The organism is Erythrobacter sp. Dej080120_24 (genome assembly GCF_036322605.1).
GTDB classification, from domain to species: Bacteria; Pseudomonadota; Alphaproteobacteria; order Sphingomonadales; family Sphingomonadaceae; genus Erythrobacter; species Erythrobacter aurantius.
Window position 1 is genome coordinate 1706782 of sequence record NZ_AP027262.1, and the last position, 26174, is coordinate 1732955.

At 59.7% G+C, this 26174-nt stretch carries 20 protein-coding genes and 1 tRNA gene; 13 read left to right on the forward strand and 8 right to left on the reverse strand.

Features of this window, described 5'->3' with window-relative positions:
- Nucleotides 1-80 precede the first annotated feature (80 nt).
- Nucleotides 81-332 (forward strand): hypothetical protein, encoded by a 252-nt coding sequence (locus AABA34_RS08195; protein WP_051699660.1) that lies wholly within the window; start codon nt 81-83, stop codon nt 330-332.
- A gap of 9 nt (nt 333-341) precedes the next feature.
- On the opposite strand, the gene AABA34_RS08200 is transcribed toward AABA34_RS08195, so the two are convergent.
- Entirely contained in the window at nt 342-1757 is a 1416-nt protein-coding gene (locus tag AABA34_RS08200; RefSeq protein ID WP_034953034.1) for an MFS transporter, read from the reverse strand.
- Between the two features lie 155 nt (nt 1758-1912).
- On the opposite strand from AABA34_RS08200, the gene pgsA reads away from it, so the two are divergent.
- Nucleotides 1913-2521 carry a CDP-diacylglycerol--glycerol-3-phosphate 3-phosphatidyltransferase gene (gene pgsA / locus AABA34_RS08205; protein ID WP_034953038.1) on the forward strand — a complete coding sequence of 203 codons (609 nt, stop codon included), beginning with the start codon at nt 1913-1915 and terminating at the stop codon, nt 2519-2521.
- Between the two features lie 8 nt (nt 2522-2529).
- On the opposite strand, the gene AABA34_RS08210 is transcribed toward pgsA, so the two are convergent.
- From AABA34_RS08210 to rnd, 5 genes are all read right to left on the reverse strand, one after another.
- Nucleotides 2530-4494, reverse strand: coding sequence for a tetratricopeptide repeat-containing sulfotransferase family protein (locus AABA34_RS08210; RefSeq protein WP_338302207.1), 1965 nt, complete (start codon nt 4492-4494; stop codon nt 2530-2532).
- A gap of 74 nt (nt 4495-4568) precedes the next feature.
- Nucleotides 4569-7238: a TonB-dependent receptor gene (locus tag AABA34_RS08215; protein ID WP_338302208.1), complete on the reverse strand. Its 2670-nt coding sequence runs from the start codon at nt 7236-7238 to the stop codon at nt 4569-4571.
- Nucleotides 7239-7596: 358 nt separating this feature from the next.
- Complete coding sequence (locus tag AABA34_RS08220; protein ID WP_338302209.1) at nt 7597-9207, reverse strand: BCCT family transporter; 1611 nt, start codon at nt 9205-9207, stop codon at nt 7597-7599.
- A 200-nt stretch (nt 9208-9407) separates the two neighbouring features.
- Nucleotides 9408-10304, reverse strand: coding sequence for a LysR substrate-binding domain-containing protein (locus AABA34_RS08225; protein WP_338302210.1), 897 nt, complete (start codon nt 10302-10304; stop codon nt 9408-9410).
- 9 nt (nt 10305-10313) lie between these two features.
- Entirely contained in the window at nt 10314-11516 is a 1203-nt protein-coding gene (gene rnd, locus AABA34_RS08230; RefSeq protein ID WP_338302211.1) for a ribonuclease D, read from the reverse strand.
- A 191-nt stretch (nt 11517-11707) separates the two neighbouring features.
- Between rnd and aspS the strand changes: the two genes are divergently transcribed.
- The 9 genes from aspS to AABA34_RS08275 all read left to right on the forward strand — a co-directional run bounded on the left by aspS (nt 11708) and on the right by AABA34_RS08275 (nt 19936).
- Nucleotides 11708-13501: an aspartate--tRNA ligase gene (aspS, locus tag AABA34_RS08235; RefSeq protein ID WP_034953423.1), complete on the forward strand. Its 1794-nt coding sequence runs from the start codon at nt 11708-11710 to the stop codon at nt 13499-13501.
- A gap of 129 nt (nt 13502-13630) precedes the next feature.
- Nucleotides 13631-13867, forward strand: coding sequence for an acyl carrier protein (locus tag AABA34_RS08240; RefSeq protein ID WP_034953426.1), 237 nt, complete (start codon nt 13631-13633; stop codon nt 13865-13867).
- 164 nt (nt 13868-14031) lie between these two features.
- A complete protein-coding gene (gene fabF / locus AABA34_RS08245) occupies nt 14032-15291 on the forward strand; it encodes a beta-ketoacyl-ACP synthase II (RefSeq protein WP_252257503.1) in 1260 nt (419 codons plus the stop codon).
- Nucleotides 15292-15295: 4 nt separating this feature from the next.
- Nucleotides 15296-16264, forward strand: a complete 969-nt coding sequence (gene mltG / locus AABA34_RS08250) for an endolytic transglycosylase MltG (RefSeq protein WP_338302212.1) — start codon at nt 15296-15298, stop codon at nt 16262-16264.
- 19 nt (nt 16265-16283) lie between these two features.
- The gene (locus tag AABA34_RS08255; protein WP_338302213.1) at nt 16284-16784 is read left to right on the forward strand and encodes a 2'-5' RNA ligase family protein; all 501 of its coding nucleotides are present in this window, start codon (nt 16284-16286) and stop codon (nt 16782-16784) included.
- 53 nt (nt 16785-16837) lie between these two features.
- Entirely contained in the window at nt 16838-17494 is a 657-nt protein-coding gene (locus tag AABA34_RS08260; protein WP_338302214.1) for a Crp/Fnr family transcriptional regulator, read from the forward strand.
- A gap of 126 nt (nt 17495-17620) precedes the next feature.
- Entirely contained in the window at nt 17621-18337 is a 717-nt protein-coding gene (locus AABA34_RS08265; protein ID WP_338302215.1) for a cyclic nucleotide-binding domain-containing protein, read from the forward strand.
- A 90-nt stretch (nt 18338-18427) separates the two neighbouring features.
- A tRNA-Met gene (locus tag AABA34_RS08270) sits at nt 18428-18504 on the forward strand.
- Nucleotides 18505-18682: 178 nt separating this feature from the next.
- On the forward strand, nt 18683-19936 hold the full coding sequence (locus AABA34_RS08275) for a tyrosine-type recombinase/integrase (RefSeq protein ID WP_224800986.1): 1254 nt from the start codon (nt 18683-18685) through the stop codon (nt 19934-19936).
- A 7-nt stretch (nt 19937-19943) separates the two neighbouring features.
- Here the strand turns inward: AABA34_RS08275 and AABA34_RS08280 are convergent, their stop codons facing one another.
- The gene (locus AABA34_RS08280; protein ID WP_337442414.1) at nt 19944-20168 is read right to left on the reverse strand and encodes a DUF5818 domain-containing protein; all 225 of its coding nucleotides are present in this window, start codon (nt 20166-20168) and stop codon (nt 19944-19946) included.
- Complete coding sequence (locus AABA34_RS08285; protein ID WP_338304719.1) at nt 20144-20728, reverse strand: lytic transglycosylase domain-containing protein; 585 nt, start codon at nt 20726-20728, stop codon at nt 20144-20146. Before AABA34_RS08285 ends, AABA34_RS08280 begins: the two co-directional genes overlap by 25 nt.
- 243 nt (nt 20729-20971) lie before the next feature.
- Between AABA34_RS08285 and AABA34_RS08290 the strand changes: the two genes are divergently transcribed.
- Nucleotides 20972-21787 carry a DUF7146 domain-containing protein gene (locus tag AABA34_RS08290; RefSeq protein WP_445083726.1) on the forward strand — a complete coding sequence of 272 codons (816 nt, stop codon included), beginning with the start codon at nt 20972-20974 and terminating at the stop codon, nt 21785-21787.
- Nucleotides 21788-21863: 76 nt separating this feature from the next.
- A complete protein-coding gene (locus AABA34_RS08295; protein WP_338302217.1) occupies nt 21864-26111 on the forward strand; it encodes a strawberry notch family protein in 4248 nt (1415 codons plus the stop codon).
- Nucleotides 26112-26174: the final 63 nt, after the last annotated feature.

The following is a 26174-nucleotide window of genomic DNA, read 5'->3' on the forward strand; positions in this document are numbered from 1 at the left end:
ACCCGGGCTTACTGTCCCCTTTTTGGGCAGGGGATACAGCGGCCTCGCCAAAAGTTAAGAAATCGTTAACTCGTCGTTTCATGACCTACGCAAGCCTTACAAGCGATCACGTGAAGCGGCCCGGCATCATGCATGGACGGCGCCGTCGCAGCCTAGTCCTTACCGACGAAGGTGCCCGCCATCCCTTCCGTGCCAGCCTGCCACCACACGTGCGTGAGGATTTGCTGGACATTCCGGCCGAAAGCCTTTGGCGTTTGACGACAGAAGACGTGCGCGGCGTTGCCAGCACCTATGTCGCCACGCTGGCGGCTGTGCTGGTCTTCATCATGTAAGATCGCCCGTCAGTCCGGGCTGTCTGTCAGGCTGCCGGTTTGATTTTCGGCAGCCTGCTTTTCCGCCTTGAACAGCATCCAGCCGAGCCAAGCGGAAATCACCGTCATTGCCGCTGCGAAAAGCAGTTGTTCGACGACAGGAATTCCCAGTCCCGTCAGCCCGATGGCGATCACCGATCCGATCACCATTGCCAGCGAATTGACGATGTTGTTCGCCGCAATGGTGCGCGATGCCGCGTCATGGGCGCAGCGCGTCGTCAGGAAGGCGTATAGCGGCACCACGAAAAAGCCCCCAGCAGTCGAAATGCCAAGCAGCATCAGTGAAAGCGGGATCGCCAGCGGTTCGAGTATCCATGTTTGAACCGGCAACAATTCGCCAGATTCATTGGGGATCCAGGCTTTCGACACGATGTAGAAGCCGATCACAAAGACGCCCATCACCACGACCGACAAGGGGGCGAACCGGGCAGAGACCTCGCCCTTCAACAGCGCATTGATCCCGACCGATCCGATTGCGATGCCAACCGAGAAGATAACCAGGAACAGGCTGGCGACTTCCTTGGACGCCATCAGCTGATTCTTGGCCAGTGGCGGAAACTGGATGAACAGCACGGCACCGATCGTCCAGAAAAAGCTGATCGCGACAATCGCAAGCCAGATTTCGCGATTGTGCATTGTATCGCGGATCAGGCGCCAACTCATCACCGCCTGATCTGCCACAGCCACCGCCGGATAGCCGAGCCAGCGCAGGGCGCGATTTCCCACCTTGCGGCCATAAGGCTCAAGCAAGGGGTAATGCATCTCGTAATCGCTTTGCGGCGGCGCCTCAGGCACAAACGTGCTGGAAAAATAGCCGACGAAAGCAGTGACCACGATCAACACCATTGCGATTTCGACGGCAATGAAACCGGCCAGGATCGTGCCCGCAAGGATCGCGATATAGGTTCCCGCCTCGACCAACCCGGTGCCGGGCAGCACCTCTTCCTTTTTAAGGTGCTGAGGCAGGATCGCGTATTTGATCGGTCCCAGAAAAGTCGACTGGGCAGCGGCAAGAAATACCACGAACAGCAGCAGCGGGATTGCAATCGTATGCACCGCGATGCCCTGCCAAGCCATGAACAGACCGACCGCGCCGAGTGTTGCCCAGCCGATTTCGCATATTTTCACGATCCGTATGATCCGCGCCTTGTCGCGCGTGTCGGCCAATTGTCCGGCGAGTGCGGACAGGACCACGAAAGGAACGATGAAAATGACTGAGGCAAGCCCGCTAAACAGCGCTTCCTGCTGCTCGTCATTGTAGACGGAATAAACGACAAACAGCACCAATGCCGTCTTGAACAGGTTGTCATTGAAAGCGTTGAAGAATTGCGTGACCATCAGCGGCAGGAAACGCTTCTGGCGCATCAGGTGTGTCGATGTCGTCATGCTAGCGTCGCGCCCGCCTGTCCTCTTCTCTCCCACCTCCCATAGCGGACATGCGAAGCCGCACAAGTGCGCCGAGGCAAGCGATCAAGCTTGTGTATGCTGACAATGGTTAGTGTTTTGCTGCGAGCCAGGAACGGCTAAGGCGAAAAACGATCATGCTGACGCTGCCCAACATCCTCACCATGTCGCGGATTTTTGCGGTTCCGCTGCTCGGGTTCTTCTTGTGGTGGCCCGATTGGCAGCTTGGCTATCTGATCGGCTTTGCGCTGTATTGCGTTATTGCGATCACCGATTTCTTCGACGGCTATCTGGCAAGGGCGCAGGGCACGGTGTCGAAGCTCGGTATTTTCCTCGATCCGATCGCGGACAAGATCATGGTGGCCGCAGTGATCCTTATCCTGACGGCTCAGGGTTATCTGCGCGGGCCATATGTCGGTGACATGCATGTCATTGCCGGGCTGGTGATCCTGATCCGTGAGATCACGGTTAGCGGCTTGCGCGAATTTCTCGGTGGAATCCAGGTTTCGGTGCCGGTGACAAAGCTCGCCAAATGGAAAACGACGTTTCAGCTGGTGGCACTGGGAGCGCTGATCCTTGGCGGGGCGGTACACGGCCAGCCGTGCCAGTCTCCGCTAGAGAATTGCAAGACGCTGGCCGAAAGCTGGGTTCACGTCGTGGGCCTCGCCAGCCTCTGGGCGGCAGCGGTACTAACCTGCGTCACGGGTTGGGACTACTTGCGAGTCGGCCTCAAGCACATGGATTGAAGCAAGGCTCAGGCCAGATCGCCTAGCGCCGCCTTCAAATCGCCCAGCCACGGTTCGAACGGTTTCCACGCGCCTTGGCCCTTGCGATTGATCGGCTGGCGCACCTGTTCGCTCGACGCCGTACGCACCGCCCGCGGGGTCATGTGAAACGAAAGGCATTGCTGCTCGAACGGCAGACCGAGAAAATCGAGCATGCGCCGGGTCTGTCCTTCCAGATCATCGAGGACGTCTTCGTGCTGAACGCGTAGCACCTTGCCTGGCAGCACCTCGTCCCAGTGATCCATCAGCCCGACATAATCGGAGTAATAGCGACCTATCTCGGTCAATCCGTAGGTGAATTCCTGTCCTTCGGCGAACAGCTGCTTGAACCCGGAAAAGCAGCAATCCATCGGCGCGCGCCGGGCATCGATGATCTTTGCATTCGGCAGGATCAGGTGGATGAGACCGATGTGCCGGAAATTGTTCGGCATCTTGTCGATGAAAAACGGCGCACCCTGCCGGTGAATGCGGGTATTCTCGATGAAATCGGCGCCGAATTTCTCAAGCTGTTCGGCGGTCAGATCATGCAGGATTTGCGGGTAGCGCGATTGCCCTGCCTTCCGCCCGCGCAGACGGTGCGCCAGCGCGAGGATATTCGGCAATTCCAGAGTTCCGTCGATCTGTGAATGGCTGGCAAGGATCTGTTCCAGCAAGGTCGAACCGGCTCTGGGCAAGCCGAGGATGAAGATCGGATCGGGGGCAGAGTGGCCGTTGCCCTTGTGCTTTTCGAATAGCTCCGGTGTGCAGACCTCCTTTTGCAGCGTCAGCTCACGCGTCATGGCGTCGGCGCTGTATCGGGTCTGCGCGCGCTTCAGCGCATTGCCTTCGTCATAATGGCGGAAGCTTGCTTCGTAGTCGCCTTCGTCTTCCATGGCCTTTGCCAGCGCAAAGCTCAGGTGAACCCTGTCCATGAAGGCCAGATCGTTGCGGGCGACTTGAGCCCGCATTGCCGCGATTTCGCCAGCATCAAAACGATAGGTCTTGAGGTTTGCGAGCGCATAGTAGGCATCGCCATGATCCGGCTTTGACGCGATCGCGGCGCGATAGCTGGCTTCGGCCTCGGCGCGATCCCCCTTGGTCTTTAACGCATGTCCACGGCTGGTCAGGCTGGCGGGATCATGAGGCAGCTTCTCCAGTACCTTTTCGAACAGGTCCAGTCCGCGAGTGTAATCGCCTGTCTGGATGCATTCGATCGCCAGCCGCGACTGAAACAGCGGATTGGCGGGATCACGCCGATAAAGCTTTTCTGCTTGATCCAATGCCTCGGCAAATTTCTGCCTCCGCCTCAGGACGTCGATATAGTCGAACCGCAATTGGACATCATCGGGCGAAAATTCGACTGCAGTTTCGAGCAGGATTTCCGCATCGTCGAGAATGCCGAACTCGATCCCGATCTTGGCGAGCAGGCGCATGCCTTCGACGTTTCGCGGGTTCTGGCGCAGATAGTGGCGGCATATCTCTTCGGCCCGGGCCAAGCGGCCTTCAGCAAGATGGTTGGTGACAGCCACCAGTTCCCGGGGAAGCCCGGCGATACGCTGCTGCTGGGCGGCCGCGCCCTGTGCTTCGGCTGGACGTCCTGCGGCAGCATGCAGCCGTCCCTGCTCGCGCCAACTTGCCTCCAGCGCGGGGTTGAAGCGGGTCGCCTTGGCAAAGGCGGAGAGTGCCGCCTGATTGTCCCCTTTTGCGAGCGCAAGGTGGCCTTCTTCCTGCCACGCGCGACCATATTCGGGCATGGCGGAGTGTAGCGAGGAAAGGTGCCGGGACGCTTCGTCAAAAAGCCCGAGATAACGCGCCGCCACCGCAGCCATATAGAGCGCCTCACCATCCAACGGATCAGCGCCGATCAGCACCTTCGCCAATTCAAGGCCAGCCTCGAATTGACCCGATTGCAGGGCCGCCTGTACTTGTTTCAGCTGGTCTTCACGGGTGGTCATGGATCGGGGCCTTAAACGGCAAAGCGGCGGGAGTGAACCGTAGCCACTCCCGCCGCCTGATTGGATGGGTCCGATCAATAGTCGAACGAAACACGCATACCCACCGTCAACGGACGATTGGTGATGATGCGTTCCCGATCATTGCCGAACACACCGGAAATTTCCGCGCGTTCGTCCGAAAGGTTCTCACCGAACACCTCGAAGCGCCAACGATCAGCCACGACACCTGCCGAAAGGTCGAACACGGTGTAGCTGTCGAGCTTGATCTTGTTGATCTCGATAATGTCGGTGAATTTCGACGCCGAATAGGTCATCTGCGGCTGGATGAATGCTTCCAGATTGCTGTTCAGATCCCATTCGTAACGCGCCCTGATGTTGCCCTGGAAGCCCGGGGCGTAGGCCAGTTCTTCTCCCGCGATCACATCGCTGGTCGGAATCAACACCTCGGTGATCTCCGTGTCGAGGATCGAAAACGCCCCGGCAAACGTCAGGCCCGGCGTCGAATACGGGGCGATCGTGAAATCGGATTCGATCCCGTAGATTTCAGCATTCGCCGCGTTCGAAGAGAAAAACAGATTTGTGATCGAAGGATCGAAAATCTGCGTTTGCAAGTTGGAGATATCGACGAAGAATGCCGAACCGTTCCAGCGGAACTGGCCGTCGATCAGGTCCATTTTCCAGCCGAATTCGTAGTTCTTGACTTCATCGGTCTCGACCTCGAACGGAACCGTAAAGCCGCTGCCCCCTGGTGCCACCGCGCCACCCGGACGGTTAAGCAGACCGGGGCGGAAGCCTTCGGAATAGGTGGCGTAGAACAAGAGGTCCGGCGTCGGGGTCAGGGTGATCGTGCCCTTGAAGATAGTGCCGCTAGTGGATGCGGTGTCAGGGGCGCGGACGGCGTTGAACACCTGCTGTGCCTGTGTGGCGGAAAGTCCTGCGGCCTGAATATCGGCGAGGCTGTCGTTCAGATCGAATGTCTGACGCAAGGCTGCGTTGCATGATCCGATAAACGTGAATTGGCCGTCGCCGTTGTACAGGTCGCTGATATCGGTGCCAAAGGCATTGGCATCCTGCGCTGCCCCGGAATTGCAGAAGGAACCATTTGCCGATCCCTCGAAGTCGACTTCGACATCGTAGTAGCGTGCACCGAATGTGACGGTCAGCAGGTCGGGGACCACGTCAAAGCTTGCTTCCCCGAAAATGCCGATCTGCTCATCGGTTCGGCGGATGTCATTGCGGAAGATGGTGTCGCGCTGGAAAGGTCCGGGATCAGAAAAGAAGCCGGTCGTCTGCGGGAAGTTGGGCGCAAACGGGCCGAATGGCGCGGCGTCGACATTGCCCGGATAGTTGAAATCAACCCGCTCCTCCAGGCTGAGGTCCGAATAAAAGCCGCCACCTTGGAACCGGAATCGCCAGTCTTCCGGGGTGCTGAAGCGGAGCTCCTGAGTGAACACCTCGGTCTTGCTGAAAGAATTAATGTAGAGGTTGGGTGCCTGGCAGGTCCCGCTTGGATCGGCAGCACCCGGATAGCTGACGGAGCCGTCACAGATGTAATAGGGCAGGTACTGACCGGCGAACATGTAATCGGTGTAGTCGGCGCGCTGTTCGCTCTCGCGATCGGTGTATGCGCCTGTGTAGATCACATCCAGCCAGCCGATGCGGCCTTCGACTGTCCAGCTGGTATTTGAGAAATCATCCTCCAGCCTGTCCGTCTCAAACCGTTCGATTTCAAGGTCGTCGAGTCCACCCAGCTCCGGATCTGCAAAGAACACACCGTCGCTTTCAAGGCTCTGTCGCTGGTGCGAAAGGTTTACGGTCCAGTCAGGGGTAACTTCCCACAGGGCGCTCACGCGGAAGCCCGCATATTGGGTGTCGTTGAAATCGTCCTGTGCGATGCCGGCATTGTCGGCTTCGAGGAAGGTGACATTGGACAGGTTGGCGGTCGACTGGAAGCCAGCACGGATAGCGGACACGGGAACACCGTTGGCGCGAACGGTGCCTTCGGGGCGGAACCGTGCACTTTCCCGCAGGTCACGGGTGCCTTGGACATTGTCGACGTAGCCACCCTGATCATCGAGATAGGCGACCGCGCGTAGGGCAAAGGTGTCGGTGACTGGCACGTTGACCATCACTTCGCCCTGATAGCTTGCCTCGCCCCCTTTGGTGAAGGAGACCCCGGCTGAACCCTTGCCATAGAAACCCGAAAGGTCGGGCTTGTTGGTGATCAGGCGGACAACGCCTGCCTGAGAGCTTGCTCCAAAAAGCGTGCCTTGCGGACCGGAGAGGACTTCGATCCGTTCAAGGTCGGCGGCATAGACGTCGAGATTGCGCCCCGGCTGCGACAGGGGTTGGTCGTTCAGATACAGCGCGACGTTGGGCGCAAGCCCGGCAACGCCAGCAACCGTGATGTTGGGCGTGGTGGAGGCGAGGCCGCGAATGTAGATCGTGCTTTGTCCAGGGCCATTGCCGCCAGCCGTAACTGTCGGGATCTGCTCAAGGTAGTCTTCGAAGGTATCGATGTTGAGTTGATCAAGCTCCTCGGCGCCGATCGCGCTGACCGAAACCGGCACGTCCTGCAGATCTTCGCTCTTGCGCTGCGCCGTGACGACGATGGTGCGAACGCCGCCTTGACGCTGCGTGCTTTCGGTTTGTTGCTGAGCCGGTTGGGTGGTTTGCGCATAAACAGGTGATGCGATTGCGACTGCGAGTGCGCCGATCGACGCCCCGCTTATATATTTCGACATGTAATTGCCCCTTTTGAGCCGGATTGCGGGCCCGCGGCGCAAATAAGCACCAGCGTAAGTCCCAATAGAGGCGAGCAATGCAGCTAAAGATCGCTCGCGCGCAGGGCCGGATAGCAAGGGATCAATAAGGTGACCACAGTGGAGTCTGGAGTCTTATTGGAGTCAAAATATCATGTTGCAAAATAACAACAGAAAAATAATTCGAAGAAAATATTCAAATGCAGGTTTCTGAAATTCAAATATAGAAATTCTATATTTTATCATTATTCAAAAAATGCCAAGTTTGTCGGAAAATATTCAAGAAATGGGAAGTCTAAGTTCATGAATATTTGAGAAACTCAAATGTCGACCCAAGTCTTCAGCCTTCGCTCCGGGCTTCGGCCCATTCCTGACAGGCTTCTGCCGTGGTCGGCACGCCGTGCTTCTTGCGGATCAGATCGAACACCACCGCCTTGATGATGGAAATGCACATCAGCAGGACGACGACCGAGAACGGCAAGGCCCCGATGATCATCGTGATGCGGATCGCCTCGATCCCGCCCAGAATAAGCATCGAGCCGACAACGAATGCCAAGGCAAAGCCCCAGAAAAGGATGTGGTAGCGGCGACCGCCTTCGTCTTCGCCCGCTCCGTTGATCGTGTTGACGATCAGGATCGCGCTGTCGACCGACGTGATCAGGTAAGTCATCAGCAGCACCACAACCAAGCCGGACACGACCAGCGCCACATCGGGGCTGAGCAGCACACCGATGGTTGCAAAAAGCTGGGCAGATATTCCCGTTGACAGGATTTCGCCCTGCGCCGCACCGCTCAGTTCCAGATTGATCGCGGTCCCTCCAGCGAGACCCATCCACAGGAAACACATTAGTGCGGGGACGAGTGCTACACCCAGAACATACTCCCGGATAGTTCGTCCTCGCGATATCCGTGCGATAAACATGCCGACGAAGGGCGCGAATGCGATCCACCAGGCCCAGTAGAATACCGACCAGTCCAGTTGCCATTGCACGAGGGCTTCGCCCGCGTCGGAGCCATCACTCGAAAACAGCGTCAGCGAATTGGCCGGCAGGCTCACGAAGTAATCCCAGATGCCTACTCCCAGAAGCTTCAGGCCGTAAAGGCCCGATCCGAAGGCGGCAAAAAGGGCAAGCAAGCCGATTGAGAGCGCCATATTGATGTTCGACAGCCATTTGATGCCTTTGCCGACACCCGACAGCGCGCTGAGCGTCGACGCGCCGACCAATACGAGCAAGGCCAGCACAATCGCGGCGGCCGAGGCTGTCTGCGCTCCAGTCGCATCCGCGACCATCAGCCAATCGCCCATACCCACCCGGTGAAGCCCGGCGACGAATTGCTGGACTCCAAGCCCCATTGTTACCGCCACACCAAGTATGGTGGCCACCACTGCGACCACATCGACAACATGCCCCGGCAGTCCCGACAAGACTTTGCCGAACAGGGGGGCGAGGCTCGAACGGATGGTCAGCGGCAAACCGCGTCGGTGCGCGACATAGCCGATCGCAAGGCCGACAAGTGCATAGGTGCACCACGCGCCGAAGCCCCAATGCAAAAACGTCCACATGAATGCCGGGCGGACTGCTTCTGGCGAAGCGCTTTCGACAGTGCCGCGGATGATGTCGGGATTGCTGACGAAATGGGCCAGTGGTTCGCCGGTTGAATAGGTCAGCATCCCGATCCCGATTCCCGCGCCAAACAGCATCGAAAACCATGAGAAGCGTGAGAATTCAGGCTTTTCGCCCGGCGCGCCGATGCGCAAAGTCCCCGTCTGCGGGATCAGCGCCAGCGCGAAACAGACGATTATGAGCCCTGCGACCAGATAGACATACCACCCGCTAAAGGACGAAATGATAGTCGAATTGGCAACCTGCAGGGCCTGCATCGCACGAACGGGAAAGAAGATCGCCCACATGATGATCAGCGAAACGATGATCTTGCCCGGTATCGTCACTTCGCGACTGAAACCGTCATAGAAACCGCTGTCATGGGTTTCGATCGGCAGTTCGACAATCGGCGGATCTATTGGCAGGTCCGCAGGCTCATTCGTTTCCGGATTTAAGATCGGTCTTCCCGTTTATGTCTGTTTGGCAGAACGTCGCGACGGGTCGGTTACATACGGATTTGAGCGGTCGATGCAAATTTGCGTCCTGATCAACCCGCCCGAAGCTCCTGCGCCAACAGCCTGAAATCCGCCTCGCGTGGGGAATTCTTCCGCCACACCAGCACGATTTCGCGCTTGGCCGTGGGACTATCTACCGGGCGCGCGACAACTTCGGTTCCGTTCAATATCCCAGCGTTCAAAGCCATTTCGGGTAGCATCGTCAGGCCCAGATCGTTGTCCACCAATTGCACCAGAGTGTGAAGGCTGGTGCCGATCATGCTGGCGGAATCGCGCAGTTCGCTGCGATTGCAGGCGGCAAGCGCATGATCGCGCAGGCAGTGGCCGTCTTCCAGCAGCAGCAGCCTTCCTTGATCGATCATGTCCGGCGGAATTGTTGCCGGGGGATCGCGCGGGTCATCCTTGGGGAATGCCACAAACAGGCGATCATCGGCGATATGCTCGACCTCGACCTCGCCTGTGTCGAAGGGGAGGGCGAGCAGAACGCAATCGACCCGGCCGTGCTGGAGCGACTCCACGGCGTCCTGGCTGGTTTCTTCGCGCAGCATCAATTGCAGATCGGGGCGCTCATTCTTGAGCCGCGGAAGAATGCGCGGCAGCATGAAGGGGGCGATGGTCGGGATGACGCTCATGCGGAGTTGCCCGGAGAGTGGTTTTCCGGCGGCCTGCACCAGATCGGCCAGTTCCTCGGCTTCGCGCAGCAGACGGTTGGCTTTTGCCACGACCTGCTCGCCCAGCGACGTAAACCGAACCACACGGCGCGACCGCTCCACGAGGGTCACACCGAGTAGCGACTCCAGCTCACGTATCCCCGCCGACAGCGTCGATTGCGAAACGAAGCTGGCATCCGCTGCCCTGCCAAAATGGCCGTGTTCGTGCAGCGAGACGAGATATTGCAACTGCTTGATGGTAGGCAGGTAAGTGGACACGCCTCGCTTCTACTCCGCCGCCAGCGCTTCTTCCATGCTGGCTTGCATGTCGTCGATATGAGTCATGGTCAGTTTGCCACCCTTGACTGCGAAGGCGAGTTTCCCCTCCACCAGTTCCAGCGCGTCCTTACCGAAGATGTCATAACGCCAGCCTTGCAGCACCGGCAGATCGCGCACCCCTGCGGCAAGCGCTTCCATTTCGTCGGCGCGGGTCAGCAGCCGCGCGGCGACGTCGATTTCCCGAGCGCGGATCTTGAGCAGCAGCTTGAGCAGGTCCGCCACCAGCGCGCCTTCCTTGCCCAGCGGCGCGCCGCGCTTGATCTTTTCCGGCATTTCTTCCTGCGAAAGCGGGTCGGCCTCGGCAATTACCTTCATCAGGCGCTTGCCGATGTCGTTGTCCTTCCATGCGGCGGAGAGTCCGCGCACCTTCGCCAGATCACCCTGCTTTTTCGGAGGATGGCTGGCGATGTCGGCCAGCGTTTCGTCGCGCATGATCCGGCCACGCGGAATGTTCTTGTGCTGCGCCTCGCCTTCGCGCCATGCGGCCAGCGCCTTGAGCCGACCAAGGACCTGCGGATTTCGCCCCGGCTGGCGGATGCGCTTCCAAGAGGTTTCAGGATCGACGAGATAGTTCGCAGGATCGGCGAGCTTTTCCATTTCCGCATCCAGCCAATCGCCACGCCCTGTTTTGATCAGCTTTTTCAGGATCTTGGGGAATATCTTGGACAGATGGGTCACGTCGCCAATCGCGTATTCGATCTGGCGATCGGTGAGCGGGCGGCGGCTCCAGTCAGTGAAACGCGCTCCCTTGTCGATCTGGATGTTGAGCCAGTGATCGACGAGGTTGGCATAGCCGATCTGTTCGGACTGGCTGATCGCCATCATCGCGATTTGCGTGTCGAACACCGGATGCGGAGTCTTGCCCGTCAGGTTGACGATGATCTCGACATCCTGCCCGCCCGCGTGGAAGACCTTGAGCACGTCTTCATTGTTGCACATCAGATCGAGCAGGGGAGCAAGGTCGATACCGGGAGCCAGCGGATCAATCGCGGCGGCTTCTTCGGTGTTGGCGATCTGCACCAGGCACAGTTCCGGCCAATAGGTGTTTTCGCGCATGAATTCGGTGTCGACGGCAACGAATTCGGACTGGGAGAGACGCTCGCACAGTTCGGCCAGAGCATCCGTGGTGGTGATCAGATCATGTATCTTCATCGTTCTTCTTGTCGTTTTGAGCGGAGTGCCGCTCTCGCCCCCTATGCAGGAGGCCGGTCTTGTGAGAGGTGCGCGACTTGACAAAGTGCAGGTCATGCCCTGTTAGCGCGCGCAGAAAACGCGGGGATCGAACCGCCGCGAAATGCTGGCGCGCCAATAGCGCCATACCTTCGAACAGGACAAGAGTTTAGATGCACGCCTATCGTACCCACACTTGCGCACAGCTTTCGGCCAAAAATGTCGGGGAAACCGTCCGTCTTTCGGGATGGATGCACCGCAAACGCGATCACGGCGGGGTGCTGTTTGTCGATCTGCGCGATCACTACGGCATTACCCAGATCGTTGCAGACGAAGATTCGCCGGCGCTTCCGGTGCTTGAAAAGCTGCGCGCCGAGTCGGTCGTGACGATCGATGGTGAGGTAAAGGCCCGCACCGCTTCGACCGTGAACAAGGATTTGCCGACCGGCGAGATCGAGATTTTCGCCCGCGCGATCACCGTGCAAAGCGCAGCCGAAGAACTGCCGATGCCTGTCGCCAGCGGGGAAGAATATCCCGAACACATCCGCCTGAAGTATCGCTTCCTCGATCTGCGGCGCGAAGTCATGCATCGCAACATCATGCTGCGGTCAAAGGTCATCACCTCGCTGCGCCGCCGCATGACCGATCAGGGCTTCACCGAATTCCAGACCCCGATCCTGACCGCTTCCAGCCCCGAAGGCGCGCGCGACTTCCTCGTGCCCAGCCGCATGCATCCCAACAGCTTCTACGCGCTCCCCCAGGCGCCGCAGATGTTTAAGCAGATGCTGATGGTGTCGGGCTTTGATCGGTATTTCCAGATTGCCCCGTGCTTTCGCGACGAAGACCTGCGCGCCGACCGCAGCCTCGAATTCTACCAGCTCGACTTTGAAATGAGCTTCGTCACGCAGGAAGACGTGTTCCAAGCGCTCGAACCCGTGCTGGCCGGGTGCTTCGAGGAATTTTCGGGCGGCAAATCGGTGACGCCTTCGGGCAGCTTCCCGCGCATTCCCTATGCCGAAGCCATGCTGAAATACGGCACCGACAAGCCGGACCTGCGCAACCCGTTGATTATCAGCGATGTCACCAGCCATTTCGAACAGAGCGGCTTTGGCCTGTTTGAAAAGATCGTCGGCAGCGGCGGTGTCGTTCGCGTGGTTCCGGCGCCGAACACGGCGGACAAGAGCCGCAAGTTCTTCGACGACATGAACAACTGGGCGCGCGGGGAAGGCTTCGCCGGCCTCGGCTATGTCACCCGCAAGGGCGGCGAATTCGGTGGCCCGATCGCCAAGAACCACGGGCCGGAGCGGATGGAAGAGCTTTATAACGAGCTCGGCCTTGGCCCGGACGACGGCCTGTTCTTTGCCGCGGGCAAGGAAAAGGACGCGGCCAAGCTGGCCGGTGCTGCCCGTACCCAGGTGGCAGAGCAACTCGACCTGATCGAACCCGATTGCTTCAAGTTCTGCTGGATCGTCGATTTCCCGATGTTCGAATATGACGAGGAAGCGAAGAAGATCGACTTCAGCCACAACCCGTTCTCGATGCCGCAGGGCGAGATGGAAGCGCTGGAAACGCAGGACCCGCTTTCGATCAAGGCGTGGCAGTACGACATCGTCTGCAACGGCTACGAGCTGTCTTCGGGCGCGATCCGAAACCACAAGCCGGAAATCATGTACAAAGCTTTCGAGATTGCCGGTTACGACAAGGAAACCGTGGACCGCGAATTCTCCGGCATGATCGAGGCGTTCAAGTTGGGCGCGCCGCCCCACGGCGGATCGGCACCGGGGATTGACCGGATCGTGATGCTGCTCGCTGGTGAAGAAGCCATCCGTGAAGTTATCGCCTTCCCGATGAACCAGAAGGGCGAAGACCTGATGATGGGGGCACCTTCGAAGGTGTCGCCGCAGCAGCTGCGCGAATTGCACCTGCGTCTGGTCGAACCGCCGAAGAAGGAAGGCCAAACGGGCTAGGCCCAGGCGGCTCGGCCGCGCAATCTTGGGGATGTGCGCATTGGCGCATGCATCTTGACTTGCGCTACGTCGAACCGCCCTTTAGGGCGAATAACGATTTTCAAAACCCCAAATCCAAGAGGGAAAACTATGAGCGATACTGCCGACCGCGTGCAGAAAATTGTCGTCGAACATCTCGGCGTCGAAGCAGACAAGGTTACTCAGGAAGCAAGCTTCATCGATGATCTGGGCGCAGACAGCCTCGACATCGTCGAGCTGGTGATGGCTTTCGAAGAAGAATTCGGCGTGGAAATCCCCGACGATGCGGCTGAAAAGATCAGCACCGTCGGCGATGCGACCAAGTTCATCGAAGAGAACAAAGGCTGATATACAGGGCTAATCGCCCTCAGAATGCCCGCTGCACCCGTTGGTGCGCGGGCGTCTGACCGACAGGCCCGAGCCCTCTTGCAGGGTCGCGGGCCTGTAGTGTTTTTGGCCCTGCCGCTTTGATGCAGGGTGGATTTGCGCCCGTCCGGGCTGTGGAGAATGGAATGCGCCGTGTTGTTGTGACCGGTCTTGGTCTTGTCACCCCGCTTGGGGGCGATGTCGAAACCTCGTGGAAGAACCTGATCGCTGGCGAAAGCGGTGCAGGGCAGATCACTCGTTTTGACACCTCGAACCAGAAATGCACCATCGCCTGCGAAGTGAAGGGCAAGGATCACCCATGGGGCTTCGATGCCGACAAGCGGGTCGATCACAAGGTTCAGCGTCAGGTCGATCCCTTCATCGTCTATGGCATTGATGCTGCCGGTCAGGCACTGGAAGATGCAGGCCTGACCGACATGTCCGACGCCGATAAGGAGCGCACAGGTTGCTCGATCGGATCGGGCATCGGCGGTCTGCCGGGGATCGAGATTGAGAGCGTCAACCTGCACGAACGCGGTCCGGGCCGGGTCAGCCCGCACTTCGTCCACGGGCGGCTGATAAATCTCATCACCGGGCAAGTGCAGATCAAGTACGGCTTCATGGGGCCGAACCACGCCGTCGTCACCGCCTGTTCGACTGGCGCACACTCGATTGGCGATGCCGCGCGCATGATCATGATGGACGATGCCGACATCATGCTGGCGGGCGGTGCGGAAAGCACCATCAACCCGCTCGGCATTGCAGGTTTCGCTCAGGCGCGCGCGCTCAACATGAGCATGAACGATCGCCCGACCGAGGCGAGCCGCCCCTATGACAAGGACCGCGACGGTTTTGTCATGGGCGAAGGCGCAGGGGTGCTCGTGCTTGAGGAGTACGAACACGCCAAGGCGCGCGGCGCGAAAATCTATGCCGAAGTGACGGGCTATGGCCTGTCAGGCGATGCCTACCACGTCACCGCGCCCCATCCCGAGGGCAAGGGTGCCGAACTCGCCATGCGCATGGCGATGAAGAAGGCAGGTCTTGGGCCAGGGGATATCGACTATGTCAACGCCCATGGAACCAGCACGATGGCGGACACGATCGAACTCGCGGCAGTAAAGCGGGTGCTGGGGGATGACCTCGGCGGCGCGTCGATGAGCTCGACCAAGAGCGCGATCGGACACCTTCTGGGTGGCGCAGGCGCCGTTGAGGCGGTGTTCTGCATCCTTGCCATGCGCGATCAGATCGTCCCGCCGACGCTCAATCTCCACAATCCGGATGATGGCACCGAAGGCATCGACCTTGTCCCGTTCAAGGCAAGGCAGCGCGAGGTTCGCGCCGTTCTCAACAACAGCTTCGGCTTTGGCGGGACCAATGCTTCGCTGATCATGCAGAAAGTCGACTAGACCGGTGAAGCGCGCAGGGCTGTTGATCGTCAGCCTGGTTCTGCTGCTGGCTGCCGCTTTTTTCGCGGCTCCAGCGGTGCTGGGCGAGGCCACGATCGAGGAAGAAACCCAGTTTCTGATTCCTGCCGGGTCCTCGCTGAGCGCGGTTGCCCGGGATCTGGAGGCTGCCGGGCACATTTCCTCGGCCGAAGGCTTCCTGCTGAATGCGCGCATATTCGGATCGTCCGATCCCATTCAGGCGGGCGAATTCTCGTTAAAGCCCGGCATGTCGCAGGGTGAGATCCTTGCCGCGTTCCAGTCAGGCGACGTGATCCGCCGGTTTGTGACCATCCCCGAGGGCATGCCTTCGATTCTCGTCTGGGAACGGCTGATGGCGGAACCCCTGCTGACGGGCGAGATTGAGGTTCCGGCAGAAGGATCGATCCTGCCCGACACCTATGCCTTTGAACGGGGACAGTCGCGGGCCGAACTGGTCGAGCAGATGCAGGCAGCGATGGACCTCTACCTGGCTGAAGCGTGGGCGAAACGCGCTGACAACATTGCGGTCGATACGATTCGCGAAGCCTTGATCCTTGCCTCCATCGTCGAAAAGGAAACCGGCAAACCTGAAGAACGGCGCACTGTCGCTGGGCTGTATTCCAACCGCTTACGGGTTGGCATGATGCTGCAAGCGGACCCGACAATCATTTATCCGATAACTCAGGGCAAACCGCTGGGGCGCCGCATTCGCCAATCGGAAATCGCCGCGGTGAACGGCTACAACACCTACACCATGCTCGGTCTGCCAGACGGCCCTATCACCAATCCCGGTCGCGAAAGCATCGCTGCGGTGCTGAACCCGGAGAAGCACAATTACCTGTTCATGGTCGCAGACGGATCGCGCGGCCATGAATTCAACGAGACGCTCGACGGCCACAATGAGGCCGTTGGACGCTGGTTCGAACTGCGCCGCCAGCGCGGCGAGATGGAATAGGGTGGGCAGGCCCTTTATCGTGACGGCGGCCCTGCCGCCTGACATGCAGGGCTGGGCCGAAAAACTAAGACGGCAACATTATCCGCCCCAGCGCAATCATCTGCATGCGCACGTCACCATGTTCCATTCGTTTGCGCCGTCCCTGTTCGAGGAACTGAAGGATTACCTGCCAAAGCTGGCACGCAATTTCGCGGCGCCCTGTGGCGAGGTCAGTGGTTTGCTTGATCTGGGAACGGGTACGGCGATAGCGCTGAAAAGCCCCCAGTTGCTTTCCCTTCGCGAGTCAATGGCAGACCATTTCCACGGCAATCTTACGGCACAAGACCTGTACGAGCCTCGCCCGCACATCACGATCCAGAACAAGGTCACGAAACAGGGGGCGAGGGCGCTGCAAGCGGAACTGGCCCCCTCGATTACTCCCCGCAGTTTCTCCTTCCCGGCGCTGGAACTGCACTTGTATCGCGACGGTCCGTGGGACCTGATAAAGCGATGCCCCTTTCGCGGTAGCGAGGTTCTGTAAACCCGCGCATTTTTGGCTATTCAGGCGAGGCTGAAGGCTGATAGGACATTGACATGGAAAACTGGGGGCAATGGCTGGGCTGGCTTGGTGCGATGGCGCTCGTGTGGGCGATGGCCCCGCATCAGGTTCGCGATATCCGCCGCATCTGCCTTGGCGCTGGGGTATTGGCTGTCGCTTATTTCGCGCTGGTTCACGGTTTCAGCGCCGGACTTGCGCTTTCTGTTGCCTTCACTCTCGTCAATGCGGGGCGCCTCTTCGAATTACGGCAACGCGCCCGCTCGGGCGTAATGACACGCGAGGAGCGCGAGCTGTTCGATCACGTCATGAAGATCGAAGAGCCTTCACAGCAAAGCCGTTTGCGCGATCTCATGGTATGGCAGGATGTTCCTGTCGGAACGACATTGATCAAACAGGGGCAAATCGATCCGCCTCTGATCTACATCGCCAGCGGTCGGGCCGAGATTGAGCGTGATCTGGCTATCGTGAGTGAATGCGGCGCGGGTGAATTCCTTGGCGAGATGAGTCACGTGTCTGGCGAACGCGCGAGCGCCACCGTCACTGTCACGCAGGAAATGCGCATGGCGCGGCTGGATCGCGATGCCTTGGGCCAACTGGCGAAGAGCCTGCCTGAGGTCGGAAAGGCTGTCGACAGAGCCTTCAATCGCTCGCTTGCGGTAAAGGTTTTGCGCATGAACGAAAGCGCACGCTGACAAGGGGCCTGCGCCCTGCCGATCTTCATCGCAGAATGCAGCGATTCCGCGTGTTAGCAGAAATACTTGGGAAACGGCGCTGGTCGGTTTAGGCTTTCCTTGGTTGTACTGGCTTGGGGGTAGCGAATGCAGGACGTCCTTCGGGATATTGCCGATCCGGCAAACGGTTTTGCTCACCTTTCCTACATCTTCCTGATTGCGGCGATGCTGATGACATCGTTGCGCTGGCTGCGGGTGCTGGCTCTGGCCAGCGGCATTGCCGCGATGGCGCATTTCACTTTCCGGACGCAAGACAATGCCAGCTTGGTCTGGGAAACGGCGTTCGTTCTGGCGAACGGCGTTCAACTAGTCTTGCTGCAATATCGATCGCGCAGGCGAGGGCTGACCCCTGAAGAAGATGAACTGCTCCATTCGATCCTCAAGATCGAGGATCGCGCCGACCAGCGCCGCGTTCTGGCGCTGCTGGAATGGCGCGAGTTCGCTCCGGGCGATGTGTTGATGGAAGAGGGGGAATGGCATCCCCCATTGATCTATCTCGCCAGTGGGGCCGCATCGATTGAACTGGAAGGTAAGATTATCAGTTCTTGCGGTGCCGGCGACTTCGTCGGTGAGATTAGCTACATTGGCGAACGGCGTGCTTCCGCGACGGTGCGGGTGTCGAACGCGATGAGGGCCGCGCAGTTCGATCACGAAGGCTTGGCTGCTTTGGCTGTGAATGAGCCAGCGATCGCCAAGGCCATTGACGGAGCGCTCAACCGATCACTGGCAGCCAAGCTGGTCCGGATGAACCTCGCCGCGAAGCAGGGAACGGACCAGTTGGACCCGGTGCAAATCGGTGGTTGACCAAGTGGCGGACCCGCCCTAAATGCGCCGCTCGCTTGAGGCGTTTTGCCTCGCGAGAATTGGCTGCTGCAACGGTCAATTGCCCCTTGGGGCGGAGTAGCTCAGGTGGTTAGAGCAGCGGAATCATAATCCGCGTGTCGGGGGTTCGAGTCCCTCCTCCGCTACCAATCTCGAATCCGCATGGGTTCGCTTGCTTCCGCATACATCCGTAAACTTCAATTAAAACAGAATGATGTGAGTGATTCGCGTCCGCTTGCGTGCGCATGCATTCGCTTGAAGCCGGATTTGGTGTGGGGGTATTTTGGGGGTATTTTCCGGGGGTAGCGAAAAGGAGCGATACCCCCAATGGCCTTGAGTGAGATTCAGATCAAAAAAGCGAAGGCGGCTGAGCGTCCATACAAGCTTGCGGATGGGGAGGGATTATTCCTCCTGGTGCAAAAGAACGGCTCGAAGCTCTGGCGGCTGAAATACCGGTACCACGGGAAGGAGAAGCTGCTTTCTTTCGGTGCCTACCCCGAAGTCGGAATAGCGGCCGCAAGAGAACTCAAGAGAGCTGCCAAGGGTGTGCTGGCCGAAGGCAGGGACCCGATGGTTCACAAACCGGGTCGGGACTTCGAAGAGGCTAAGACCTTCAGGGCGATTGCCACCATGTGGCATGAGAACAGAGCAAGTAGTCTCAATCCCGCCCATGCGAAGCGCGTGTGGTCGCGGATGGAGCAGGACGTGCTTCCTGTCTTAGGCGAGCTCATGATGCATGAGATAACTCCACCAGAAGTCCTGAAGGTCATTCGGAAGATCGAGGAGCGCGGCGCGCTCGACATCAGTCGACGGGCCAAGCAATGCATTGGTCAGGTATTCCAGTTCGCGATTGCCAGCGGACTTTGCGATTCCGATCCAACGGCGCATCTTCGGGGGGCTTTGAAGCCACGTCCTCGGGTCAAGCATATGGCGAAGCTGCCTCTGGCACAGCTACCCGAACTCATCATCAAGATGGAGCGATACCAGGAAGAGGGTGAGAGACGATCCGAAATTACGCGGGCGGCATTGACCTTTGCTCTTCTTACATGGGTCCGGACCAAGGAACTCCGGTTCGCCAAGAAGCACGAGTTTGAAGGTCTAGTCGGAGATTTACCAGTTTGGCGCATTGGCGCTGATCGGATGAAAATGGGCCGCGAGCATATCGTGCCTTTGTCGCGACAAGCCGCTTCTCTTGCTCAAGATATGATCAGCAAGTCCGAAGGCGAATACGTCTTTCCAGGCCAGAAGCCCAAGATGCCGCTTTCCGAGAATACGATGATCTATGGCCTCTATCGCCTCGGTTACCACGGGCGACAAACTGTTCACGGCTTCAGGGGTCTGGCGAGCACCTGGGCGAATGAGCAGCTGGTCGAGGTCGGCGAACCACCGATGTGGATCCGCAGATATCATGAAGACTGGGTCGAACTGCAATTGGCACACAGCGAAGAGAACGAGGTTCGCGGGGCATACAATGCTGCCGAATATCTCGCTCCCCGTCGTGCAATGCTGCAGGATTGGGCAGACTTCCTCGATTCCATCGGCGGCAAAGCGCAAAACATTGCAGTTTTGAGAGCCGCGTGACCTGCTCCTAGGCGGGCACCTGCCCCAGCCATTCGACGCGAAGGCGGTCGAACCCGACAACGATACCCTCTGCGGTAACCTCAAATCCAAAGTCTTCGTTTGAGGGTTCGTAGTCTTCGAGAACCCAATGATCTCCGGCATCGGTTACAATTACAGCTCCCCGAGGAAGGTGCTCGAGCCGTCCGCTGATCCTTTTCCGATTCGTAGTCATATCGAACTGTATGCCATCCATCGGTCGATAACGCTCTTCACGTATCCAGGTGTTTCCCGATTTTTCGGTATCCCGCCGGCTCGCGACACAGCGCCGGGTCCAGCATTGTATGCGGCCAGCGCGAGATGGATCGCACCGAAGCGCTCTAGCATCTGCTTCAGATACCGCGCGCCGCCATCGATGTTCTCAGCCGGATCGTGGCGATTGCGGACACCAAGTTCCCTTGCCGTTCCCGGCATGAGTTGAGCGAGCCCGGCTGCGCCAGCTGGACTGATCGCCATCGGGTTGAACCGCGATTCCTGCCAAATCAGGGCCTGAAGCAGTCGAGGCGGCAATTGGTATCGCGCTTCAGCTTGCCGGATGAGTGGCTCATACAAGGCTTCCTTGAAGCTTCTATCGATATAGGCCGCGCCGCCATCTGGCTTGCCCAAGTGGATTGCAGTCGGGTTGAAAGCGCGCCCTTTGTCGGTTGTAACCTCAACTGTGCCGAGGTCATGGTCGAAGACCTGAAACTCCTGCGCGTGCGCGGATCCCGAAATCGCAATCGCGAGCGCACCGCAACCGCAAGCCACCAGCGACATTCGCATTGAATTACCTTTCACCTTGCCTCCATCCGCAAGAGAACATAAATAGAACGCATGGGTGTAGGAAAACGTTTTTTGCAAGTTTATCCGAGAGAAGAGGGGTTCGTCTGGAGGGGGCAATTGTGAGGCGATGGAGCTGGTATGCCCGTTTCGAATTCAACCCTGTCACGTCATTCGCTCGAGGACACCGCCCGAAGGATCTGCGAAAACCGAGGGGGCAAATGGTCAGGCACAAGGGGCATGGCCTGCTGCCCTGCGCATGATGACCGCACACCTTCGCTCGGCGTGACGCTCGGCCGAAAGGCTATTCTCTTCCATTGCTTTGCGGGCTGCGATCAGCAGAGCGTGCTTTCCGCACTGGCGCGCGAAGGATTCGAGGTGACTAGGTTTTTCTCGGGTTCTTCAGCCGAGAATCAATTCAAGTCGACCAGAGTGGGCAAACCCTCGGCAGCAGCGTTGAGGATCTGGCGCGAAGCGGAACCATTGGGTGCCAGTCCGGCGAAGGCCTACCTTGAGAGCCGCGGCATCCTGGCCGCATCTTCAGCTCTTCGCTTTCATCCGCAAACGCCGCTCGGGCCGAAAGGACGAACCCGATTTCTTCCCGCTATGATTGCGGCGGTCAGCCTCGACGAGGGTCCGATCGCGATCCACCGCACATTTTTGTCCACCGAGGCTTCAACCAAGGCCACCTTCGACAAGCCAAAGCGCGCGCTTGGCTCGCTCGGTGAAGCTGCTGTCCGTCTCTTTGCTCCGGTTTCCGGCAAGCTCGGCCTTGCTGAAGGCATTGAAAGCGCAATGTCGGCCTATGCTCTCACCGGTGTCCCCGTCTGGGCGACCCTCGGGAATGAGCGCTTCGGTCTCGTGAGCGTGCCCGAGACCGTGACCGAACTCCACCTCTTCGTCGATCACGATGTTGGCGGCAAGTTGGCCGCTTCTCGTGCCCTGGCCGCCTTTGCCCGCGATGGACGCACGATCCACGTTCGCAAGCCGTCATCACGCGGTACCGATTGGAACGATGAACTTACAGCATGGCTGCGCCGCAAGGCGGCACAGTAAGAGGAGAGAGGGCTTCTCGAATTCCTGATCCGGCAGAGGGCGTGTCCCGATGCCCCCATCAGGAGGACGAATTGCCATGTTTCAATCAGACTTGTTTCCAGCTGGCGAGCCACTGTCGTCAGTGCCATTGGCTTACGCTGTCGGCGCCACGATTACCGAGCTTCTCGCTTCGGGACGCCATCTTACCCGTGCCGACATTTCCGGGCTGTTCGCCGAAGAGATCGGCGCGCTGGACTGGGGAAGCGCCTGGACGATCGACGACTACAACAACGCGGTCGAGATCGGCGCACTGCTCTGGCTTCGCGAGTCTTCACGTATCGATCTGGCGACGAACGTGCATGAAGCGGAAGCGCGGTTCGATTGGCTCGAAGCAGCCTTGCCGCCCCGGCACGTGCGAAGCGAAGCACAAGTCGAGCTTCAGCAGTTCTCGACCCCGCCAATGCTGACCTGGCTGATGGCAAACGCTGCAGCAGTTTCTGCGCATGACACGCTGCTCGAGCCATCCGCCGGCAATGGCGCCCTTGCCCTTTGGGGCAGCGTTCAGAACGCTTCACTGATCCTCAACGAGATCGACCCAACAAGACGAGACGGCCTGGCGCACATCTTCCCTTCGGCCCCGATCACCGCGCATGACGCGGAACTGATTGCCGACCTCCTTCGCGGTCATGTTCCGTCGGTCGTGCTGATGAACCCGCCGTTCGCCCGCAGCCAGGAACGCGGCAAGGACGGCGAAACTGCCATGCGCCACCTGCGAAGCGCGATCCGGTCTGCCGCCGTTGGAGCGAGGATTGTCGCGATCATGCCCGAAGGCTTCGATGCCTTCGCCTTCGCCGAGGCTCAGGAGGAAGCATCGCTGCTCCTCGATGTCCGGTTGCAGCAGCTGTTTTGCCGGACCGGAACGGGCATCGCTGTTCGTCTGGTCGTGATCGACAAGGTGCCGACTGCGTCCGCTCCAGTTATCACTGGAGATACATGCGACCTGATCGCGCTCGGTGAACTTGTTACAGAACTTCCGCCACGTGCGCAAATATCCGCCAGCCTCCATCGCCTCCCAGTCAGCAAGCCAGTGCGCCTCGTTGGCAAGACCTCAACGCATCGCGCGCCGGTGCGTCCTGTGGCGCCTTTTGCAGCGACAGGAGCAGCCAAGGCCAATGCGATCGACCTTGCCTATTCGGTCCTCGCTGACCCCGCACCGGTGCCGGAACAGGCAGGCATCTACCTGCCTTACCGGCCCAGTCGCATCGCGTTCGAGGACGCGCCGGTCCATCCTACCCCGCTCGTGGAATCGGTCGCCATGGGTTCGGTCGCGGCGCCGCAGCCGAATGTTAATCCGTGTCTCCCTGCAGGCTGGCAGGCCGATGGCCTTCTGTCCGAAGCGCAATGCGAGACATTGGTCTACGCGGCCCAAGCCTTTGCACGCGATCTCCCCGGTCACTTCAAGGTCAGCCAGGAGGGCACCGCGCTGGAACTGTCCGAAGATGGTCACTCATACCGGCAAGGCTTCTTCCTCGGCGACGGAACCGGAGCGGGCAAGGGACGGCAGATCGCAGCGGTCATCATGGATCGCTGGCTCGCTGGTGAGCGCCGCCATGTCTGGATCACCAAGAACGAGGCACTGCTCGAAGATGCACGCCGCGACTGGGAAGCGCTCGGCGGGCTGCCGCTCGATATCCAGCCGCTCTCGCGCTGGAAACTTGGGTCTGGCGTGACGATGTCCGAAGGCATCCTCTTCGTCACCTATCCGACGCTGCGCTCGGGCCGCGCCGAGGATACGCGGCTCGACCAGATCCTTGCCTGGGCGGGCGAGGATTTCGACGGAGTGATCGCCTTCGACGAAGCCCACGCCATGGCCAATGCGCTCGGGGGCTCTTCAATCCGCGGCAAGGTCAAGGGCTCCGAACAAGGGATGGCGGGCCTCAGGCTGCAGAACCATCTCCCGCGCGCCCGCGTGCTCTACGCGTCTGCCACCGGCGCCTCGGACATTGCCAACCTCGGCTACACTTCCCGGCTAGGCCTTTGGGGACCTGAGACCGCTTTTCCGACCCACGAGGCGTTCATGACCGAGATCCGCGCTGGCGGCGTCGCGGCGATGGAGCTTGTTGCCCGTGACCTCAAGGCGCAGGGCCTTTATCTCGCCCGTGCGCTGTCCTTCGCCGGGGTCGAGTACGAGATCCTCGAACACAGCCTGACCGATGCGCAGATCCGGATCTATGACGCCTATGCCGATGCCTGGGCTATCATTCACCGCAACCTCGAAGCTGCGCTTGAAGTAACCCGCGTGGTCGATGAGGACAGCGGCGATACGCTCAATCGCAATGCCAAGGCTGCAGCGCTCTCGATCTTCGAAGGCACCAAGCAGCGCTTTTTTGCCCAGCTCCTGCTCTCGATGAAGCTGCCGAGCCTGATCCCGGCGATGGAAGCAGCTCTTGGCGTGAACCATTCGGTTGTCGTGCAGCTGGTCTCGACCGCCGAGGCCATGCTCGACCGGCGCCTTGCCGACCTCACCGACGAGGAGCGAGAAGCGCTCGATATCGATCTGTCCCCGCGCGAATATGTCATCGACTACCTTACCAAGAGCTTTCCGGTGCGATTGATGCAGGTTTTCGCCGACGAGGACGGCAATCTTCGCTCCGAGGCGATGAGTGACGAGGAGGGCAATCCCGTTTTCTGCCCGCGCGCCGTGGCCGCGCGCGATGCGCTGATCGAGCAGCTCTGCGCGTTGCCGCCGATTGCCACCGCGCTCAACGCGATCATCGAGCACTTCGGAACCGACGCCGTGGCCGAGGTCACGGGTCGGACCCGCAGGCTTGTCCTGGGCCGCGATGGTGAGCAGCGCCTCGAACGGCGTAGCCCCAGCGCCAATGTCGCCGAAGCGCAAAGCTTCATGGAAGGCACGAAGCGCATCCTGGTCTTCTCGGATGCGGGCGGCACGGGGCGTTCCTATCATGCCGACTTGGGCGCCAGGAACCAGCAGCGCCGGGTTCACTTCCTGCTTGAACCGGGATGGCGCGCCGACAACGCCATCCAGGGCCTTGGTCGTACCAACCGCACCAACCAGGCCTCGGCCCCGCTGTTCCGCCCGGTCACCACAGATGTGAAGGGCGAGCGCCGGTTCATCTCGACTATTGCGCGAAGGCTCGACGCTTTGGGCGCGCTTACGCGCGGCCAGCGCCAGACGGGCGGACAGAACCTGTTCGACCCGGCAGACAATCTTGAAAGCGACTATGCGCGCGATGCGCTCAGCCGCTGGTTCCAGCTGCTCTATGACGGCAAGCTCGAAGCCACCACCTTTGGCAACTTCGTCGAGCGCACCGGCCTCCGGCTCGAAAACCCCGATGGCGGGCTGACCGACAATCTCCCCACGATCCAGCGCTGGCTCAATCGCATCCTCGCGCTGCCGATCGCGCTCCAGAACGCCATATTCGAAGAATATCTCGGCCTCGTCGAAGCGCGGATTGAAGCCGCGCGCGAGGCTGGAACGCTCGACCCGGGGCTGGAGACCGTGAGGGTCGATCGCTTCACGGTCCTCGCCGATGAACTCCTGCGCACCGATCCCGTGACCGGAGCCGAGACCCGCCTCGTCTCGCTCGAAGTGATGAGGCACTTTCGGCCGCTGCGATTGCAGCGCCTCGTACGCATGCACGAGATCGGCAGCCCGCACGCGATCCCGATGCGCAATGCACGCTCGGGCAAGGTCGCGCTGTCGGTTCCTGCCCGGCGACTCATCGCTGACGATGGGGCCGTGATCGAACGCCGACGCCTGCTGCGCCCGATCAAGTCCACGAACTGGACGCTTGAAGCTCTCGGTGAAAGTCACTGGGAGGAAATTGGCGTCACCGCGTTCACCAGCGCCTGGCGGGCCGAGGAAAAGGAAGCCGCCGCTTCACCGGTGACCGAGCGCGTCCATCTCGCAACCGGGCTGCTGCTTCCGGTCTGGAAGCGCCTCCCCGGCGATCATGTCCGCGTCACCCGGCTCGTTGCCGAGGATGGCCAGTCGATCATCGGGCGCGAAGTGCTCGATATTGATCTCGCTGCGATCGCCGAGTCCTTTGGCCTCTCCGGGGTTGCAGGACCATCCGCAGAGCAAATCGGCGACCTCGTACTCGCCAGCGGCAAACCGCTGGGCCTCGCAAGCCATGATGCCTTGACCGTCAAGCGATCGCTGGTCGGCGGCGAACAGCGCCTTGAACTGACCGGATTCTCGCCCGATCGCCTCGACTGGTACAAGGGCAAAGGCTGCTTCACCGAGATCATCCGCTACCGCACGCGCCTGTTCGTCCCGGTGTCGAGAGCCTCGTCGGTCCTCCCCGCGCTTGCCGCCTGATCCCTCGGGCAGACCCCAATTTCAGAATGAGAGTGGAGGGGGCCCTTTGGGCTTGTGGGCCTC